The 15,017-nt window shown below is 56.0% G+C and carries 14 protein-coding genes; 2 read left to right on the forward strand and 12 right to left on the reverse strand.

Annotated features, from left to right (window positions below; genetic code table 11):
• Positions 1-48: 48 nt before the first annotated feature.
• The 4 genes from rhmD to FE839_RS13620 all read right to left on the reverse strand — a co-directional run bounded on the left by rhmD (position 49) and on the right by FE839_RS13620 (position 4,190).
• Positions 49-1,254 carry an L-rhamnonate dehydratase gene (rhmD, locus tag FE839_RS13605; RefSeq protein WP_138361343.1) on the reverse strand — a complete coding sequence of 402 codons (1,206 nt, stop codon included), beginning with the start codon at positions 1,252-1,254 and terminating at the stop codon, positions 49-51.
• Between the two features lie 13 nt (positions 1,255-1,267).
• On the reverse strand, positions 1,268-2,050 hold the full coding sequence (locus FE839_RS13610; RefSeq protein WP_138361344.1) for an IclR family transcriptional regulator: 783 nt from the start codon (positions 2,048-2,050) through the stop codon (positions 1,268-1,270).
• 204 nt (positions 2,051-2,254) lie between these two features.
• A complete protein-coding gene (locus tag FE839_RS13615; RefSeq protein WP_138361345.1) occupies positions 2,255-3,451 on the reverse strand; it encodes a nicotinamide mononucleotide deamidase-related protein YfaY in 1,197 nt (398 codons plus the stop codon).
• 196 nt (positions 3,452-3,647) lie between these two features.
• Entirely contained in the window at positions 3,648-4,190 is a 543-nt protein-coding gene (locus FE839_RS13620; protein ID WP_138361346.1) for a YfaZ family outer membrane protein, read from the reverse strand.
• A 268-nt stretch (positions 4,191-4,458) separates the two neighbouring features.
• On the opposite strand from FE839_RS13620, the gene nudI reads away from it, so the two are divergent.
• Positions 4,459-4,884, forward strand: a complete 426-nt coding sequence (nudI, locus tag FE839_RS13625) for a nucleoside triphosphatase NudI (protein ID WP_138361347.1) — start codon at positions 4,459-4,461, stop codon at positions 4,882-4,884.
• 102 nt (positions 4,885-4,986) lie between these two features.
• On the opposite strand, the gene menE is transcribed toward nudI, so the two are convergent.
• The 6 genes from menE to FE839_RS13655 form a co-directional block, all read right to left on the reverse strand.
• A complete protein-coding gene (menE, locus tag FE839_RS13630; RefSeq protein ID WP_138361348.1) occupies positions 4,987-6,348 on the reverse strand; it encodes an o-succinylbenzoate--CoA ligase in 1,362 nt (453 codons plus the stop codon).
• Positions 6,345-7,310, reverse strand: a complete 966-nt coding sequence (menC, locus tag FE839_RS13635; protein ID WP_138361349.1) for an o-succinylbenzoate synthase — start codon at positions 7,308-7,310, stop codon at positions 6,345-6,347. The genes menE and menC overlap by 4 nt, the downstream gene beginning before the upstream one ends.
• Positions 7,310-8,167, reverse strand: a complete 858-nt coding sequence (gene menB / locus FE839_RS13640; RefSeq protein ID WP_138361350.1) for a 1,4-dihydroxy-2-naphthoyl-CoA synthase — start codon at positions 8,165-8,167, stop codon at positions 7,310-7,312. The genes menC and menB overlap by 1 nt, the downstream gene beginning before the upstream one ends.
• Before the next feature lie 14 nt (positions 8,168-8,181).
• Complete coding sequence (gene menH / locus FE839_RS13645; RefSeq protein WP_138361351.1) at positions 8,182-8,940, reverse strand: 2-succinyl-6-hydroxy-2,4-cyclohexadiene-1-carboxylate synthase; 759 nt, start codon at positions 8,938-8,940, stop codon at positions 8,182-8,184.
• Positions 8,937-10,607, reverse strand: a complete 1,671-nt coding sequence (gene menD, locus FE839_RS13650) for a 2-succinyl-5-enolpyruvyl-6-hydroxy-3-cyclohexene-1-carboxylic-acid synthase (protein ID WP_138361352.1) — start codon at positions 10,605-10,607, stop codon at positions 8,937-8,939. Before menD ends, menH begins: the two co-directional genes overlap by 4 nt.
• A 451-nt stretch (positions 10,608-11,058) precedes the next feature.
• Complete coding sequence (locus FE839_RS13655; RefSeq protein ID WP_138361353.1) at positions 11,059-11,520, reverse strand: GNAT family N-acetyltransferase; 462 nt, start codon at positions 11,518-11,520, stop codon at positions 11,059-11,061.
• Between the two features lie 116 nt (positions 11,521-11,636).
• On the opposite strand from FE839_RS13655, the gene rnz reads away from it, so the two are divergent.
• Positions 11,637-12,557 (forward strand): ribonuclease Z, encoded by a 921-nt coding sequence (gene rnz, locus FE839_RS13660; RefSeq protein WP_138361354.1) that lies wholly within the window; start codon positions 11,637-11,639, stop codon positions 12,555-12,557.
• Between the two features lie 914 nt (positions 12,558-13,471).
• On the opposite strand, the gene FE839_RS13665 is transcribed toward rnz, so the two are convergent.
• Both FE839_RS13665 and FE839_RS13670 read right to left on the reverse strand, forming a co-directional pair.
• A complete protein-coding gene (locus tag FE839_RS13665) occupies positions 13,472-13,981 on the reverse strand; it encodes a fimbrial protein (RefSeq protein WP_138361355.1) in 510 nt (169 codons plus the stop codon).
• A 12-nt stretch (positions 13,982-13,993) separates the two neighbouring features.
• The gene (locus FE839_RS13670) at positions 13,994-15,013 is read right to left on the reverse strand and encodes a fimbrial protein (RefSeq protein WP_138361356.1); all 1,020 of its coding nucleotides are present in this window, start codon (positions 15,011-15,013) and stop codon (positions 13,994-13,996) included.
• Positions 15,014-15,017: the final 4 nt, after the last annotated feature.

Raw genomic sequence — 15,017 nt, forward strand, 5'->3', positions numbered from 1 at the left:
ATATCCTCAAGAAGAGGCCGCACGTCAGCACGGTGCGGCACGGCAGGATCAGTGGCTATAAGGTCGCTTCAGGTTGCAGTCGCGATTCAGCTCGACGCCAAATCCCGGCTTATCCAGCACGCTTTTGTGAATGCGCCCCTTCTCCGGCACCGGCTCGCCAACCAGAATCGGATCAAACTGCGGACGCAAGGTTGAACAATCCGGGCTGGTCATCAGGAACTCGCTAAACGGCGTGTTGGTAAACGTAATGACCGCATGGTGGGAATAGACGGATGAACCGTGCGGTACCACCAGTTGGCCGCGCGCTTTGGCGATCGCCGCGATCTCCACCAGCGTGGTCAGGCCGCCGCACCAGCCAACATCAGGCTGCATAATATCAATGCCAGTTTCCGACAGCGTACGGAAGGATTGCAGCGTACCGTGATGCTCGCCGCTGGTGACCATCATCCCGGCTGGCGCATTGCGTTTAAGTTCGCGATAGCCTTCGTACTGCTGCGGCGGCAGGCACTCTTCGATCCACTTGAGGTTATACGGCGCACAGGCGTGAGCCAGCTTAGTGGCGTAGTTAACATCCTGGCTCATCCAGCAGTCCAGCATCAGCCAGAAATCCGGGCCGCATTTTTCGCGATACTCTGCGACCATCGCGGCATCTTTACGCACCCCTGCATCGCCATCGTGCGGCCCCCAGTGGGTCGGCATTTTTCCGCCGATAAAGCCCATCTGTTGCGCCAGATCCGGGCGCGCGCCGGTCGCATAGAACTGAATTTCATCGCGCACCGCGCCGCCCAGCAGTTTATACACCGGCAGGCCGACGACTTTGCCGAACAGGTCCCACAGCGCCAGGTCAATACAGGAGATAGTGTTCATCACCAGACCACCGGAGCCGGAATAATACATGGTGGCGTTGAGCATCTGATCATGGATCAGTTTAATATCGCTGACGCATTTACCTTCAATAAAACGGTTGAGGTGTTTCTCAACAATAAAGCAGCCCATCTCCCCCGCCGTTGATACCGCAAAACCGGTCTGCCCGTTCTCAGCCTCCACCTCCACAATCAGCGTGCCCAAAACGTTGATGCCAAACGACTGTCGGGACTGTTCATATTGTTTGTATTTGCTCATTGGGGTGGCGATATGATCGTCAATCCAGTGGTTCGCCCCCTGGTCGTGATAATCACCGCCGCCTGCACCTTTCTCTGCCGTCGCACCGCCGATAAACCAGGCGCGAACGTGTTTAATTTTCGGTAGGGTCATACGCTTCTCCTTATTATGAGGCTTGTTGTTCAAAGGGGCTCTTCCACCCCAACAGTCGGGAAATATCTTTGGCGCAGGCAATCGCTTTACCGGCAAGGTAATCACGATTGTCTTCATTGATTTGCAGACGCGTCCCCACCACGGAGATGGCGGCGGTCAACTGGTTATTGGCGTTAAACACCGGCGCGGCCACGCAACGAACATCCGGATAATCTTCGCCGTTATCGAAGCTCCAGCCTCTGGCGCGAATGCGCCCCAGCTCATCGCGAAGCTGCGACGCACTGGTGATAGTGGTTGGCGTAGCCTGCTCCCAACGCAGTTCGCTGATAATGGATTCCTGTACCCGTTCAGGCTGCCAGGCCAGCAGGCATTTACCGATACCGGAGCGATAAAGCGACAGACTCTTCCCCTCATGCGAACGCACGCTGATGGTGGCCGGGGATTCAATTTTCAGAATGTAATAAGCGTTACCGTTATCAATAATGCCCAGGTGGCAAAGCAGCCCGCATTGATCCATCAATTGCGTCAGGCGCGGGCGCGCCAGTTCACGCAGATCCATTTTGCTTAACGCATGGCCGGCCAGTTCAACCAGTTTGGTCCACAGGCAGTAGTTGTCCTGATTATCGATGCTGAGAAAACGCTGCTTTTTCAGCTCACCCAGCAGCAAATAAACGGTACTTTTCGGAATACCCAGTTCGTCAATAATGGTCGCGGCGCTGCAGGGGCCGATGCGAGCGATCAAATTGAGAATATCAATGGCGCGGGTCAACGCCGGAACTTTGCTTGATTCCAACATGATGGACTCCAATCCTGAATACTGGAATCAGTGTTGCGGTTGTCGGGGCTGTAAATTGTGAGCGACTTCAAATGACGACACTATTCCAGCGAAGTGGACGCCTGAAGAGGGGAAAATGCGAGATAGTGCACAGAATATTTTAAAGCGAGTACAGCGGGCTGGACTTATGCCGCGCCGGAAGCGGTTCCCGACGCAGCGGTGTGTTTAAACGAACAGTGACTCGACAACGTTAATCCAGCCATGCTCGCTGGCTACCGGCTGACCATTGAGCCAACGGCGTAGCATGTTCAGGGCCATCATTGCACAGACCTCCTGACGCACCTGTAAGCTATGACGATTGGTGCTGAATTTGACCCGCAGGGCGTGAGTACCTTCCGGCGTGGAGAGCGCAAAGTTCAAATACCCACCTTCCTGAGCGCTGACCGCCAGCGCCAGACCAGCAAAGTGTTTTTCGCGCCGTTCAGCCGCCCAGCGAGCGGACTGCGCGAGGGTCTCTTCCTGAGCGGGGATCACTTCACTGGCCAGCAGCGGTGCATTGACGCGTGAAAGCTGTAGCGCCAGCAGACCGCCGGTAAACTGCTCGCTCAGCGTCAGGCTTAGCTGGCGCGCCTGCAGGCGACAGGCAATCTGTGCCGGCAGGCCTTCAGTGCCTTCGAAGATCATACTATCTCCGGCGACCGTCTTCACTTCCGACCACAGCGCCAGCATCGCCTCGCGCTGCTCAGCAGGCCCGGTCAGCTTCAGTTCGATAATTGGCATTGACGAGCGATAGCCCATCACCACGCCAGGCGGCAACGGCAGATGATCGAGGCTCTGCGCCAGTTCGCTTTCCGAGCGTCCAAAAGTGGTCAAACGCAGACACAGCGGGGGAGCCGGTAGCGGGAAACGTGCGCGCAGGCGCGGTAAAATCTCCTGCTCGACCATAACCTTAAACTCGGAAGGCACGCCGGGGGTGAAGAACATCAGGCAGCGATTAAGCTGCAAAACAAAGCCACAGGCGGTGCCGACCGGGTTATTGATCATCTCCGCGCTTTGCGGAATTTCCGCCTGCTTGCGGTTACTGGCGGACATCGGCCTTCCCCGTTCAGCAAAGAAACGGGCCATCGTGTCCAGCCACTCTTCATGCAAAATCAACCCTTCGCCTTTGGCCGTCGCCGCGGCCAGCGCACTCAGATCGTCGCTGGTTGGCCCCAGACCACCGTTAACGATCAGAACATCGGCATGCTCGCTGCGCTCGCGTAAAATCGCCACCAGAGCATTGAGATCGTCACCCACGGTATTGCGACGGTTGAGAGGTAATCCTTGATCAAAAAAGAAATCCGCCAGCCACGCGGCATTCGTATCGACGATTTGTCCATGCAATACTTCGTCGCCAGTGGACAGCATTTCCACGTTTAACATTGTCAACTCCAGCCTGATTAGTCGGAATACTATACCTTAAATCATTCCCGCTGCGGGACAGGGAACCACAGACGTTCCCCGAACAACGCCGATCGTTGTCTGCCGGGGGAACGCGAGAAAGGAACGACAAAGTAGCGCGAAGTCGCTGGCTGAAAAACGCGAAAAATCAGGCGCGGCGGCATACCGCGCCGGAGGATCAGAAGCTGGCGTTAACGCCGATGTACGGACCGTCCGCCACGGTATTATCGCGATGGCCGTCTTTGCCTGCCAGATTAAGATAACGATAACCGGCTTCGATACTTAGCGGGCGCATAATGGTGAAACGCGCGCCGGCATTGGCTTCCTGATAGCTGTCGATGCCGCTGGAGAGTGAATCCGGGGAGTAATAATATTCGCCAAAAAGGCGGAAACTGCTGCCAATTTTCCACTGCAAACCGCCGCCAACCGCTGCCGCGTAGCCATCACTGCCGTCCTTCGGGTTAGTGTAAACGCCTTTGCCGCCCACGGTCGCCAGAAATGGCCCCAACGGCACATTCAGCCCTAACCCCAGCCCTGCCGCATCGCCATCATCATCGTTGTGCAACCAGTTGCCGGTCACTGCCAGGCCCGTGGATTCCGTGCCAAAACCGACCCCAAGGTTGGTGTAGTGCTTACCAACCTGCCCGCCAACGCTGATGGCATTTGCCGCCGTCGAGACGAACATCATGCCGCAGAGGGCCATCATTATGCTTTTTTTCATTTTTATCTATCCAGAAGACATGAATAAAAAAATCCCGAAACACCGCAGAATTGTACTGCTGAACGCTAAGGAATCAATGAACTGAGGCCGCCTTTACCCTTGTGATTGTAACCAGTTGCTACTGATTCCAATTTATCGTGTCCCTGAATAATGTGCGCCAGGTCGCTCATCCGTGGGATCAGCCGCGCGTTTTCACTTGCAGTTTACGGAAGCGGCTCGCAAACTGATCCAGCCCAATAGTTATCCATGCCATTATTAAGGAAAAATCATGCGTCAAAGGACCATCGTCTGCCCGCTTATCCAAAATGAAGGTCACTATCTGCTGTGCAAAATGGCAAACGATCGCGGCGTGTTTCCCGGCCAGTGGGCGCTCTCCGGCGGCGGCGTGGAACCAGGAGAACGTATTGAAGAAGCGCTACGACGGGAGATTCGTGAAGAGCTGGGGGATAAATTGCAACTGGCAAGTATTACACCGTGGACCTTTAGTGACGACGTGCGGGTTAAAACCTACGCCGATGGCCGCCAGGAAGAAATTTATATGATTTACCTGATTTTCGACTGCGTCAGCGCCAACCGCGAGGTGACTATCAACGAAGAGTTCGAGGACTACGCGTGGGTAAAAGCGGAAGATTTTCCGCACTATGATTTAAACGTGGCGACCCGGAAAACGCTGGCCCTGAAAGGTTTGCTCTGAAAGAGCAGCGAGGGTCAAGAGGCTCATCAATACGCTGAACAGCGTCAGCGCTGCAACGTCACAGACAAGAAAACGATCGCCTCTGGCTGGTTGATATGGCGGTTAAAGCCCGCCATTTACCCAGTCTCGCAGCGCCCGGCGGGAAATTTTAATCCCGCCCGTGTTCAGGGTTTCCGGCAACCGTAGCCAGCGCACCGGCTGCTGGAAGCGCGCCAGCTTGTCGGAACACCAGGCAGCTAACATAGCAAGATCGCAATGTTCACTGCACTCCACTACCGCCACAGGGCGCTGGCCAAATTCAGCATCATCCAGCGGCACAATAAAAATCTGCTGAACCTGCGGATGAGCGCCGATCGTCCGCTCCACCTCTTCCGGCTGAATGCCTTCCCCGCCGCTAAAAAAGAGATTGTCCATGCGCCCGAGGATGGTCAGTTTGCCGTTATCCAGTCTGCCGCGATCGCGGGTGGCAAACCAGCCGCTCTCATTTATCAGCGGCGTAATTTGTCCCTCCCGCCAGTAGCCTATTGCCATGCTGGCGGCCCAAAGCCAGACTTCGCCATCAACAATCTTTAACTCACGCCCCGGCAGCGGCCGCCCGACATCTGCCAGACCATCGGCCTCTTTGGCGCACACCGTGGAGGCAAACTCAGTCAGCCCGTAACCGCACCAGCAGCGAATACCGCGTTGACGGGCCTGCTCGGTAAGCGCCACCGAAATCGCCGCGCCGCCAAGCAGGACCGCGTTTAACGACACACCGGCATCACCGTTCAGCAGACGCCAGAGCTGGGTTGGCACCAGGGAAGCATGGGTACAACCCCGTAGTGCCTGATCCAGCGGCTGTCTCTCGCGCACCGTCAGACCAGCGCCCGCCAGCAGCCAGCGCCAGAAAATACCCTGGCCGGAAACGTGAAACAGCGGCAGCGACAGCAGCCAGTCGTCTTCAGGCGCAAACGGTATCATCGCCAGCACGCCTTCAGCGCTGGCAAGATGAGCGCGAAAAGTATGGACCGCCGCTTTCGGTAACCCCGTTGACCCCGACGTTAGCGTCATTGAGGCGATGCGATCGTCCCGCCAGTCAACCGCGTGCTCGCCAGTTGCAGAGCGCATAACCAGCAGATTGAGGTTCTCCGCAAGGTCATCGCCATTGAGCAGCAGCGCGTGGCGCAGACTTAACGAGGGCAGCAGTTGCGCCAACAATGCGGTCGGCAGTTGCGGATTCAGCGGCAGGACGCGAGCGCCGCACTGCAACAGCGCCAGCCATGCCAATACAGCATCAGGCTGATTATAAGCGCGGATCAGCACACCATCGCCTTCGCTCACGCCCTGCGCGTGAAACCCGGCGGCCAGCGCATCAATTTGCGCGCACAGTTCTCGCCAGCTTATCCGCTGTTCATTCAGCCGTAGCGCCTGCGCCTCTCCCCGCCGCTTACGCCAGTAGCGCCAGGGCCAGTCACCCAATGTCACAGCAGCGGCTCCAGGCCATCAACGGTCAGACACGGCAGATCGCTGCCCGGCCAACAGCGAACCAGCTGGCTGCGCATCAGACTCAGGGTATCCAGACCGGGGATGGTGTGCGGCGTCAGCCAGGCGGCAACCCGCGCCAGTTGCGTCAGGCCAAAGCTCGACTCAATGGATGAACTGATGACCGCCGTCAGCCCCAGGGCATGAGCCTGCGCCACCTGCTGCCGCACTTTTTGCAGGCTGCCGGTCAGCATAGGTTTAATCACCACCGCCCGTAAACCCGGCTCCGGGACAAACGCAAAACCCGCCTCGCGCAGGCTCTCATCCCAGGCAATGGCAATACCGGTTTCCCGGGCAAACGCGCGCGAATCATCGCGGGTTTTGCACGGCTCTTCCAGGAAAGCAATACGGCTGCGGTATTGCGGATTAACGTATCTGGCGAACTGCTGCGCTTTAAGCGGCGTCCAGGCGCGGTTAGCGTCAAGGCGGAGCGTCAGATCGGGAATCGCTTCCAGCAACAGGTTCACCACCATGCCGTCGCGCACCGCTTCATACAAGCCGACTTTAACCTTCGCGACTTTTTCACCGGGCATCCGGGAAAGCTTCGAAAACAGCTCATCCGGATCGCCGGTACAGAGCGGCGCGGCACGATAATCCGCCGCGTGCGGCAGTTCGTCACGCAGCTCCGCCAGGGCGCAACTGACGCCAAAAGCAACTGAAGGCGGCGTTGGCGGAGCAGCGTCCTGGCCATCGCGCCAGGCCGTGGCCCAGGCAAGCAGAGCTGACTGCGCATCGTCCAGGGTTTCCTGGCTGAATCCCGGCAGAGGAGATATTTCCCCCCAGCCTTCACGCCCCCCTTCCTGCAGCCACAGGAGCACGCCATCGCGGGTTTTTAACCGCCGTTCACGCAGCACGACGCCCGCATCCATCGGTAGCTGCCAGCGGTAAACCTGCACCTGTCGCATTACGGGTTCCGTTTAAATTTGCTGAAGTCCGGCTGGCGCTTCTGATTGAAAGCGTTACGCCCCTCCTGACCCTCTTCGGTCATATAGAACAGCATGGTGGCGTTACCCGCCAGTTCCTGCAGACCGGCCTGACCATCGCAGTCGGCGTTCAGCGCCGCCTTCAGGCAGCGCAGCGCCATCGGGCTGTTTTGCAGCATTTCGCGGCACCAGCGCACGGTCTCTTTTTCCAGATCCGCCAGCAGTACCACGGTATTCACCAGCCCCATATCCAGCGCCTGTTGCGCGTCGTACTGGCGGCACAAGAACCAGATTTCACGGGCTTTTTTCTGCCCGACGATGCGCGCCATATAAGAAGCGCCCCACCCGCCGTCAAATGAGCCGACTTTCGGACCGGTCTGGCCGAAAATGGCGTTTTCCGCGGCGATAGTGAGATCGCACATCATATGCAGTACATGACCACCGCCGATGGCGTAACCCGCGACCATCGCCACCACCGGCTTCGGACAGGTACGGATCTGACGCTGGAAATCGAGAACGTTAAGGTGATGCACGCCGGCGTCGTCCTGATAGCCGCCGTAATCGCCGCGAACTTTCTGATCGCCGCCGGAACAGAACGCTTTGTCACCTTCGCCGGTCAGGACAATGACGCCGATATTGTCGTCATAGCGGGCATCCGCCAGCGCCTGAATCATCTCTTTAACGGTCAGTGGACGGAATGCGTTGCGCACCTGCGGGCGGTTGATGGTGATTCTGGCAATCCCGTCCGCTGATTTTTGATAACGAATGTCGGTGTAGCCTTCAGAGCAGTCCTGCCATTCAATCGGGGCGTAAAGCATGGCTTCATCAAGAGAGATCATAGGGTGTCCTTCAGTTAACTCGCTAAAAACTGCGCCAGACAGGCCGCTACGGCATCGGGATTTTCCCGATGTGCGTTATGTCCGGCATGATTAATAATGTGCGTGGTCGCAGCAAGTTGCCGCGCAATGGCGCGAAATTTGCCGTCGCGTTCGCCGCAAAGATAATGAAAAGGAAAATCACGCATCTGTAATAACCCGCGAAGATCGGGTTGTTTCGCCAGTGAGGTTGCCTGCAGCATCGCCGCTAACGCCGCGCCATTATTCTGGCTGCGGAGCGCAATCAGCGCCGCACGACGGGATTCATCAAGGGAAGCAAAAACGGGCTGTTGATACCAGTCGGCAAAGACCTGCGGCAAAGGCTCGCAGCGCAAGCGTTCCGCCCATGCGGCATCGCTTTGCTGGCGCAGCAGACGTTGGTTGTCATCCTGTAATCCCGGATGCCCGCCTTCGACGACCAGCCCGCAGAGACCTTTACGCGGCTGGCTGACATAGGCCATCGCCATCCGTCCGCCCAGGGAGTATCCCACCAGCCAGTACTTTAGTATGTTGTAACTATTCAGCGTATTCTTAAGGAGCTGGCAGACATCGGCAAAGTCACTCACTTCGATATTCGCCGAACCTCCGTGGCCCGGCAGATCGAGATACAAACGCGGATAGGCGCTGAACGCCTCTCCCACCGTCCGCCATTCGCGGCAATCGCCGGAAAAACCATGCAAAAAGACCAGCCAGGGGTAGCCCGACTGGCCGCATTCTGCCACCGAATGCAGCGTCATAGCTGGCTTACCTGCGCCAGCAACTGCTGCAGCGTTTGCGTACCGTCGGTTTCATTCACCACCAGTTCGATTAGCGTGGCGCCAGGCTCTCGCCAGGCGGCATCCAGGGCAGATTCCAGCGCCGCCCACCCCGCCGGACGATGGTAAGGCAAACCAAACATCGCCGCCGCATGATCAAAATTGATATTCTGCGGCATCAGATAAAACTGGTTTCGCTGCTCCAGCGGCGTCGGCAACAGAGAGAAAATCTGCCCGCCATTATTGTTGATAACAATCAGCACCATCGGCGCTGACGCCTGACGCAACAGCGCCAGCGAATTGAGATCATAGAGCGCCGAAAGATCGCCGACGATAGCCAGCGTCGGGCGCGCGCTGGCACGCTGTACCCCGGCGGCCGTCGCCAGCAGGCCATCAATTCCGCTGGCTCCGCGATTACTGTAAACCGGATAACCGGCCGGTAGCTGCGACAGCGCATCAATTAACCGCACCACCAGGCTGTTGCCGACAAATAGCTGACCCTGTTCCGGTAGATAGCGGTGAATCCGTTGCGCCAGCTGCGCCTCGCCGAAATCCGCGCTACTGGCGACCGCCGCCTGCCACGCCTGACGCGCAAGTTCTGGCACCATGGTCGCCCATTGCGGGCGTTTTTCCGCCGGATGCAGTTCCAGCCAGCGGTCAATGGCGCAGACCAGGCGACGACCGCGATGCTGTGCCGGGTCCAGACGTCCCGGTAGATTGTCCACCAGCCAGTACTCTTCAGGTTCGCAGGTCGCCTGCCACTGTAACACCCGTTTTCCGGTCAGGCTGCTGCCCAACTGGATAATGATTTGCGCCTGCGCCAGTTCAGTAACCGCTTTGCTATTGCCAAGCCACAAGTCGGCACAGGGCAGCGGCTGCCCGGTTTGTGAGAGCACATCGCCAATCAGCGGCCAGCCGAGGGTTTTCGCCCACTCAGCCACCTTTTTGCCCTCTTCGGCGCTCACTCGCCCGACTACCACCACACCGCGCTTTTGTCGCCAGAAAAACCAGTCGCGCTGCTTTTCACTTTCCAGATGCAACGACTGGCTCAACCAGGGGTTATCACTCTGCCACCATGTCCCCAGTTGCTGCTGCCATTCAACGCCGGTATCGTCCATATCGCCATACAGCGGTTCAGCAAACGGGCAATTAATATGAACGCCGCCAGTGCGCAGCGCGCCAAGCGCCTGATCGATAGTCGAAACCAGCCAGCGGGCGGGAATATCCGGCGACGGACGAGGCAACGATATCGTCTGCGAGGGATGCGAGGCAAACATCCCCGGCTGACGAATAGCCTGATTAGCCCCGCAGTCAATTAATTCCGGAGGACGGTCGGCGGTCAATAAAATGAGTTTTTCGCCGGTCAATCCGGCCTCGATCAGCGCCGGATAGAGATTAGCCGCCGCAGTGCCGGAAGTGACAATCACCGCCACCGGCTGGCCGCTGGCCTTCGCCAGCCCCAGCGCCAGATGGCCGAGGCCGCGTTCGTCAAAATGGGTATGGTGAATAAACGCGTGGTTTTCCGCTGCCGCCAGGGTTAACGGTGTCGAGCGCGAACCGGGCGCAATACAGATATGCTGCACGCCGTGGCGAATTAACGTTTCCAGGATCACCGCCGCCCAGCGTCGGTTAAATGCGCTTACTGACATGAATTTGTCCAGTATCAAATATTGAGGCTAAGTATAAATAATGCAAATTATTGCCGTTTTGATATGCATCGTTTTATCTGTGTTTCTGCAAGCAAAACGCACGCACGTTGGCAGCGTTATGTTCAATTTTCAGCCGCTCTTGCTTCGGTTCAGCCCCGACGAACAATCTCAACGTATATTTATCGCCCCAGCGAACACCAAGAGGCGCAAAAACAACAAATGATGGCCTTTAACCCGTATACCCGCCGCAGGTTAAAGGCCACCAAAAGGTAAACGCCGTTGAGAGTGTGGCGGCTGGCGGAAAATCGTCGGCCAGACAGCTATATAAACTTTCCGGTAGAGGGAAACAAACAACGCGCAAACCGCCACAGAATAAAGGCCCTATATTATACGGGGTAACACAATGAATAGCAGTACCTACAATGAGGAAGCCACGTTTGACTGCGGCTCGTTAGACGGCGACGATTTCACGCGCCATGCCGATATGTTCGATGCCGTCCTCATCGTAAACCTCAGTAACCGGTACAAAACCAAAGCTGGCGTAGAATTTTTGCAGGTGGGCCTGAGCCCCCAGATAAATCGCCTTTTGCGGCCAGTGCTGGCGGCAACAGGCCAGCGCCAGTTCCATCAACTGATAGCCGAGATTCTGGCCGCGCGCCGCCGGGCTGACGATCACCCGGCCAATCACCACTGGTTCAAACTCATCATCGCTCTTGAGAATGCGCGCGTAGGCCACCAGTTCGCCGTCGCGCCAGCCGAGAAGATGACGGTTTTCTCCCACCAGATCGTCGCCATCGACATCCAGATAAGCGCAGTTTTGTTCGACAACGAACACCGTACAGCGTAGCTTCAACACAGCATAGAGCTGTGGAACGGTCAGTTCAGCGTGGTGTAGATCCTGCCATATCATCATTTATCGTTCCTTACTTGATATCGTTTCACCCGGACACTCCGCAACCAACGCACATGCAACCTGAATAATGGCAGGTATACTCTGTTTTTTGACTCTCGCCCTAAGGACACCGGACGATGGAATTACTATTTTTGGGAACATCCGCTGGCGTGCCCACCCGTACACGTAATATGACGTCTATGGTGCTGAATTTGCAACAGCCGACAACGGCTGAGATGTGGCTGTTCGACTGCGGAGAAGGAACTCAGCATCAGTTTCTGCATACCCCTTATCATCCTGGCAAACTGAATAAGATTTTTATCACCCATTTACATGGCGACCATCTGTTCGGCCTCCCCGGTCTGCTTTGTAGCCGCTCGATGCAGGGAAATTCGCTGCCGCTGACGTTGTACGGGCCTGAGGGGCTGAAAGAGTTTGTGGAAACCACGCTACGTCTTAGCGGTTCATGGACCGATTATCCGCTTACCGTTGTCGAAGTTGAGAAAGGCGTGGTTTTTGATGAAGCAGGCTACCGGGTTACTGCCTGGCCGCTAAACCATCCGGTTGAGTGCTACGGCTATCGTATCGAGCAGCACGATAAGCCAGGCACGCTTGATGCCGCCAGGCTTATCGCCGATGGCATGCCCCCCGGCCCGATGTTTCAGCGTTTAAAACAGGGATTAACGGTTGAACTGGCAGATGGCAGGGTCATTGACGGCAGCCGCTATCTCGGTCCGGCCACGCCGGGTAAAAAGCTGGCGATTTTCGGCGATACCGCTCCCTGCACAGAAGCGCTGGCGCTGGCGCGCGGCGTGGACGTCATGGTTCATGAGGTCACCCTCGAACAGGCGATGGCGGAAAAGGCTAACAGCCGCGGGCATTCATCCAGCCAGCAAACGGCTGCGCTGGCACGAGATGCGGGCGTCGGTACGCTTATCGCCACGCATTTCAGCTCGCGCTATGACGCCGAGGGCTGTCAGCGCCTGCTGGCTGAGTGTCGGGAAGTCTTCCCGTCCACCCTACTGGCGGAAGATTTTCTGACCTATACCGTGGAATAGTGGAAATAGAGGAAATAGTGGAATAAAAACGGGAATAACGCGGCGACGCCGGGAACCCCACAGCCAGCGGCTGAGGTGCGCAGCGCCCACAAGAACGAGGCCCGGGGATGTGGGCCTAATGCTTGTCAGTTAAGAGTTGTCAGTTGCGTTTATGGCTGGCTGAGTGGTTCTGTTAATCGGTGGTTTAAACGAAAATCTGATTCGGTTGATTCACTAACTGAGCTGATACGGGCTGAAATATAAAGGATATAATTTTTTTATGACTTTCAGCCTCTGAAAAGCCACTGACGAATAACGGACTCACCGCATGGGGGTTGGGCGCATCAAGGAAACCTGGCGAGAACGCAGGCGCGCATCCAGGACTGGCCGCCAGGACGGCGGCCAGAGGGCGGGTCGAGACAGGGACGTCGAGTCCCGCCCGGTCCGCCAGATGAAGCCGGAGTGGAGCGGACCGCGCAGCGGCAGGTTTTCAGCGCCATGCCGGGGGTGCAGGGGGACGGGCGAAACGTCCCCCTGCCCGTTCACACGCTGTGGATATAACGACTATCCGCGTATTTATCGTGAACGGAACAGACCACGGAATCTGAATGGGCGAAAATGAAAAATGCGCCATATTCGCCATAACCACCAATAATGCGATTGCCGCTGACAAATAAAACAAAAGACAACACCGATGATTGGCTTAAGTGAACGGCATTAGGGGATGTGGGTCGGGCTATTACCAACGCACCTGCAACCTCAAGTATGGCGGCTATAGATATTAAGAGCCTATCCCACCAGGCGTTATTGGCACAGACAGTTTGAACACGGCCAGCGCGGAAGAACCGGAGCGTACACCTAGTACGTGAGGATTCTGAGCACTGCCCAGGTTCAAAATGACAAGCAAAATAGTCCTAATGAGATAGGCTCTAAAGTTACTGCCAGGTGAATGTCAGCTGTACTACAGACTCAAATCTACCGGCCGTCACCGCCCCCTGGGTTGAATATAAGCGTGCCGCCAGCGGAAAGACGCCCGTCGCGTTGCCACTGTTAATATCAATCGTCATCTGGTCCTGATTTTTGTAGGTTATCGTATGCCCGGCGTTGGTTACTTGCAGCGCAATATTCTGCGCCGGATTACTGGCCGCCTGATTGGCGAAATGCGTGGCATCATCGCTATCCGTTATGCCGTCAAACTTCACCGTCGCTTTTGTTGTTCCTGGCGGGCAGTTTTCCACCTTCAGATTAAATGTTTTCCATTCTGAAGCGGTACCGGGCGTCTGAAAATCACTTTTCAGAAACGTACCAAAATCCACCTCCTGATATTTTGTGTCGGTGCTCACATTACAGGGAAGAAAATAAATATTACCTTTCACATACAGGGGGACGCCTCCCCATGATGCACAAACAGGTAGTAACAATGCCAGCCATAGCGCCTTTTTCATTATTTGCTCCTGTTATTGAATTTCAGCCTGAATGGTTGCCGTGGCCGTAAATCCGCCGCCTGCGGGCAAATTGCCGGTAGTATTAATCGGATAGATTTTCATGGTTGTTTCGCCGATCTGGGCAGAGTAGTTCATATTGACCGGTAACAATCCTGAAAGAACAGGGATTTTGGTTCCGGTAATATTTTCGATCCGTACGCCAATGTCATTATTGCTGGTGGCCAGCGCAGAGTTGTCATGGTTATCCGCTGCCCCCTGAAATGAAAGGGCGATTTTTACCTTGTTGGAAATATTGGTACAGGCCAGCGTCATATTTACCGTATGCGGAGTGAAACCCGTCGGCATCTGGCCCGCTGTTTTAAAGTTGTTGGCCGCAATATCGCCAAAATCGACGTGAATCGGCTGACCGGTATTAATTTCACAGGATTGCGGTACCGTCACCGTACCGCTCATTGATATCTGCGTCATTGGAATCGAGCTATAGCTTCCCGATTTCGTCGAACCGTAAACATTAAGAACAACCGTCTGAGGGATCGTCACCTGGCCGACAAAAGGTCGGGTAAAATAGAGTGATATATATCCTCGCGAGCCGGCATCAAAATATGTACCATTTGCACCACATACAATAACATCAAAACCCTGATTATTAACCGGGGTAGGAAAAAATTGATTTTGATACCCCGCTAAATATATCTCGCTGGCAATTTCGAGGTATTCATTAAGTCGATAGAAATTGAGTCCGTTGCGGGTCTGGGTCTGAGTCAGGCCCGGTATCGTCGCTTTAACCCGCAGAGTAGCGGAATATTTGCAATCACATGTTGTCAGGTATGTTCCCCCGGTATTCCACCCGTACAAACGGTTAAACAACCTGCCGGCCTGATTTTGCAAAGGGTCGGTGAACGTTTGAACAAACGAAAAGCTGTCCTGAAATGGAGCACCGCTATTATTCTGGCACCAGCCATTTCCCGCCATCGCCTGCGGCGATATCATCAGCGCCGCCAGACCCGCCAATATTCCTGAAAATCGTTTCATTGTC

The organism is Klebsiella indica, from assembly GCF_005860775.1.
In the GTDB taxonomy this organism is placed as follows: domain Bacteria; phylum Pseudomonadota; class Gammaproteobacteria; order Enterobacterales; family Enterobacteriaceae; genus Klebsiella; species Klebsiella indica.

Bases quoted from the DNA above. Each gene is read 5' to 3' on its own strand.
- nudI (WP_138361347.1), top strand. From the start codon at position 4,459: ATGCGTCAAAGGACCATCGTCTGCCCGCTTATCCAAAATGAAGGTCAC.
- FE839_RS13655 (WP_138361353.1), bottom strand. From the start codon at position 11,520: ATGATGATATGGCAGGATCTACACCACGCTGAACTGACCGTTCCACAG.
- rnz (WP_138361354.1), top strand. From the start codon at position 11,637: ATGGAATTACTATTTTTGGGAACATCCGCTGGCGTGCCCACCCGTACA.
- menC (WP_138361349.1), bottom strand. From the start codon at position 7,310: ATGCGACAGGTGCAGGTTTACCGCTGGCAGCTACCGATGGATGCGGGC.
- menB (WP_138361350.1), bottom strand. From the start codon at position 8,167: ATGATCTCTCTTGATGAAGCCATGCTTTACGCCCCGATTGAATGGCAG.
- menH (WP_138361351.1), bottom strand. From the start codon at position 8,940: ATGACGCTGCATTCGGTGGCAGAATGCGGCCAGTCGGGCTACCCCTGG.
- FE839_RS13615 (WP_138361345.1), bottom strand. From the start codon at position 3,451: ATGTTAAACGTGGAAATGCTGTCCACTGGCGACGAAGTATTGCATGGA.
- FE839_RS13665 (WP_138361355.1), bottom strand. From the start codon at position 13,981: ATGAAAAAGGCGCTATGGCTGGCATTGTTACTACCTGTTTGTGCATCA.
- menD (WP_138361352.1), bottom strand. From the start codon at position 10,607: ATGTCAGTAAGCGCATTTAACCGACGCTGGGCGGCGGTGATCCTGGAA.
- rhmD (WP_138361343.1), bottom strand. From the start codon at position 1,254: ATGACCCTACCGAAAATTAAACACGTTCGCGCCTGGTTTATCGGCGGT.
- FE839_RS13670 (WP_138361356.1), bottom strand. From the start codon at position 15,013: ATGAAACGATTTTCAGGAATATTGGCGGGTCTGGCGGCGCTGATGATA.
- FE839_RS13610 (WP_138361344.1), bottom strand. From the start codon at position 2,050: ATGTTGGAATCAAGCAAAGTTCCGGCGTTGACCCGCGCCATTGATATT.
- FE839_RS13620 (WP_138361346.1), bottom strand. From the start codon at position 4,190: ATGAAAAAAAGCATAATGATGGCCCTCTGCGGCATGATGTTCGTCTCG.